This window comes from Brevibacillus sp. AY1, from assembly GCF_029870785.1.
Classification (GTDB): domain Bacteria; phylum Bacillota; class Bacilli; order Brevibacillales; family Brevibacillaceae; genus Brevibacillus; species Brevibacillus invocatus.
The window spans coordinates 1-3,285 of record NZ_JAFLPN010000087.1; the positions used below are offsets into that span (position 1 = coordinate 1).

A 3,285-nucleotide genomic window follows, 5' to 3' on the forward strand; every position below is an offset into this window, starting at 1 on the left:
TTTAAAAAAGGATAAAGAAGAGATTGGGGCAGTCTGTATATTTTTAAGATGAGCAATTATGAAATTGATTCATTTAATAGAAAAGAAAATTGTTATTTCTACGTTACAGATAAGCGATTTTTATAATAGATAGATTAGGGCATTTATTGGAAGTTCCCTGTAGGGTAAAATTGGTATTGTAGGACAGATTTTTGATTAGACATATGTAGACAACAGGTGGCAGAGAGCACAAAGGCATAGATTTTACTTAACTAACTACCAAATCACTGTATATATGTTTTAAGAATGTCATGCAGAGGGCGGAGATCTTATGGGCTATACAAATTAGCATTGAAATCTGAACAGCTATCATCGGGAATCTTAGAGAAAGTTATCATTGGCAATATCGACTATGAGAAAGACTTTGAAAACTGGCTTGAGAATAGCCCGAATGTTTTGTTTGAGGAAGATGATGGCGATACTCTCATATGGATTGGTAGGCAGGTCAAAGCTTCTATTGGGGAATCAGGCAAGTATCCTGACTTGCTTGGCATTGATTCATCCGGAGATTTAGTTATTGTTGAGTTGAAGAAAGGGAAAACACCGCGAGAAGTCGTTGCACAAGCACTTGAGTATGCATCATGGGCTTCGAGCCTTACATTTGATGATCTGAACAAGATGGCTAGCGAATATTTTAAATCTCGGAATCCTGACGATTCTAGTGATTTAATTCAGAGACATAAAGATGTATTTGATCCTGACGCAGATAGTGAAGTCGTGATTGAGTTTAATCGCAATCAGAAGATATTCATAGTTGCAGAAGAAGTGACGCCACTCATAAGACAAGTCACCTCACATCTGCGTACCAAGTATCAAGTGAAGATTCTTTGTATCGAATATAAAGTGTTTAAGTCAGGGCAGGGCGAATATATCATCAGCACAGAGAAAATAGGTAGTTATGACGAACTCGGTATTGCATCCACCACGAAGACCGGAATAGGTGGTAATTCTGTAAGATGGAGTCAGCCTATTAAGATCAAGTCTGTTGTACAGGAAGCGGTTAAGAAAATTACGAGTGATGATCTAACAAAAGAGTTTCGGCTTACGGACGTTATCAACGAGTTGATACAGGAGTACCCCGAAATTAATCGTTCCACTGTTCGTTGTCAAATTTATTGCGATTGCGTTAATCATCCATCTCGTAAGCACTATCCGTCTGGTCAGCAGGATTTATATTACTATGTTAGTAAGGGTGTGTATCGTCTATATAATAAGAATGTGGATGGAGAATGGACATGGGAAGGGAAGTTGGCTGGTAACCAAACTAGCTGAAGACCAAAACAGAGAGTGTGATTATGAATGAGCAAATTGTTTATAATAGGCAATGGTTTTGATCGTGCCCATGGCTTAAACACATCCTATGAGGATTTTCATCAATACTTGAAGGAAAACTACCCGGATGCGTCATTCGATGGATACAATACGCCAGAATCGTCGAGAGTAATGCCTGATGGTGGCATAGAATATGAAGACGTTGATGCCGTAGGGTTTATCATGGAGGTCATAAGCAGTGCTGAACCCGATGGTGAAAACTGGAGTAATCTTGAAACATCACTTGGACATTTAGACTTACATGAATATATGGATAATTGGTTAGATGATGGAGACGAAGATGACAATCCTTATCACGAAGTTTACAGGAATCAAGATTTAGCTGCTAATCTAGTAGGAGCTATCTTAGAAATTACAGATTATTTTGCTGATTGGATAGATACGATTGAAATTATCGATACTCAGCCAATTGCTAGGTTCGAAAAACTTATCGACAGAGACAAGGATTGGTTCCTGACGTTTAACTATACAGAAACACTAGAGATTCTGTATGGAGCTAAGAATGTTTGTCATATCCACGGAAAACAGGGTGGGGAACTGCTATTCGGTCATGGAGATGATACCGACTACACAGAAGATTTTATGAATCGTCATATTGGCTCTGAGGATTCTTTACAGGCTATGCAAGAGAAATTGAGAAAAAATACTAAAGGTGCGATTGCTACAAGTCAAGCATTCTTTCAAGATATCTCGAACGTGGTAAATGAAATATATTCGTTTGGATTTTCTTTTTCCAAGGTCGATGAAGTGTATGTACAAGAAATTTGTAGGAGAATGTCCACGGCACACGTCACTTGGTTTTTGCATGAGCGTAACAACAATGATGATGAAAGTAGCAAGTATCAAGCGATTATAAGATCATGTGGATTCAAGGGAAAGTTTGAGACGTTTAGTGTTTCATGAGTTAGGTTCGAGATAAATTTAAGTAAATGACCGTAGGCTAAAGTAAACCGACGGTCGTATTTATAAGGTAGTTTGTTTACCCTATCAATAGATAAGGTGAGCTGTATCACAAGTAACGGAAAAATTGTTGAACTAACGGGAACTCTAGAGCTCAAGTAAAAGTGTAGTAACACATGGTTTTTGATGAATATTGGAAGAGGAATTATCAACTTCAATCTTCCTTAAGTGCTTCAATCCGTATAAATTATCGAGAATTCAGTCAGTACAACAGACACTCAACCCTTATGTCCGTTTATCGACATATCAAGGAACAGAAGTTCATGCATTGCGTGAGAGATGGGCGAAGTGTATAAGGCATAGAGGGCGTTTTTCGGGAAGAAGGAGACTGTAACGCATGACGAGGTGCCTCAGGTCCGTTTCCGATATTGCTTCGGTAAAACATTCCGCTAAAACGCGGTTGCTCCTCCATGACCTAGCCTCGATAGAAGTTTTCTTCATGCGCAAGCTTCTGATGCAAAGTCACACTTGTGAAATAAATGGAAAAACAATAAAATATAGGGAATGTTTCGTTTAGTCAAGTTCATAAATCGTGAGGAGGTTCATTATGTATCCGCAAAGGCATCGTAAGCGTAATACATCAGCTTTTACCTTCCTGGCATACTTTACATTAGGTGCAGGAGTACTCCTGTTTTCAATCGGTCTATACAATGCGAGCTCTCTTGAATTGAATGAGAAGGGGTACTATATTGCGTGTATGCTTCTGGTAGCCGTCGGGGCTATTTTGACCCAAAAAGTAGTGAGGGACAATGAAGAAGATAAAGCGATTATTGAGGAGCAAGAAAGAGAATTTAACTTAAAGGTATCGAAAGTGGAGAAGGAAAATTCCCAAACGTAGACGAAGTATCATCTTAGGTGTACGTACATAAACAGCCTATACGTAAGCGTCAAATAAATCCCACCTTCAAAACACAAACCGCACTTTGAGATAATCTCCTCAGAACCAAGTGAGGA

3 protein-coding genes are annotated in these 3,285 nt (G+C 38.9%); all 3 read left to right on the plus strand.

Annotated elements, in window-relative coordinates:
• Positions 1 to 330 precede the first annotated feature (330 nt).
• The 3 genes from JZI27_RS24715 (at position 331) to JZI27_RS24725 (ending at position 3,169) form a co-directional block, all read left to right on the plus strand.
• Positions 331 to 1,311 carry a DUF7669 domain-containing protein gene (locus tag JZI27_RS24715; protein ID WP_251245169.1) on the plus strand — a complete coding sequence of 327 codons (981 nt, stop codon included), beginning with the start codon at positions 331 to 333 and terminating at the stop codon, positions 1,309 to 1,311.
• Between the two features lie 27 nt (positions 1,312 to 1,338).
• Positions 1,339 to 2,274 carry a bacteriophage abortive infection AbiH family protein gene (locus JZI27_RS24720; RefSeq protein ID WP_280209820.1) on the plus strand — a complete coding sequence of 312 codons (936 nt, stop codon included), beginning with the start codon at positions 1,339 to 1,341 and terminating at the stop codon, positions 2,272 to 2,274.
• A gap of 604 nt (positions 2,275 to 2,878) precedes the next feature.
• A complete protein-coding gene (locus JZI27_RS24725) occupies positions 2,879 to 3,169 on the plus strand; it encodes a YiaA/YiaB family inner membrane protein (protein ID WP_251245171.1) in 291 nt (96 codons plus the stop codon).
• The last annotated feature ends 116 nt before the right edge of the window (positions 3,170 to 3,285 follow it).

Bases quoted from the DNA above. Each gene is read 5' to 3' on its own strand.
- JZI27_RS24720 (WP_280209820.1), top strand. From the start codon at position 1,339: ATGAGCAAATTGTTTATAATAGGCAATGGTTTTGATCGTGCCCATGGC.
- JZI27_RS24725 (WP_251245171.1), top strand. From the start codon at position 2,879: ATGTATCCGCAAAGGCATCGTAAGCGTAATACATCAGCTTTTACCTTC.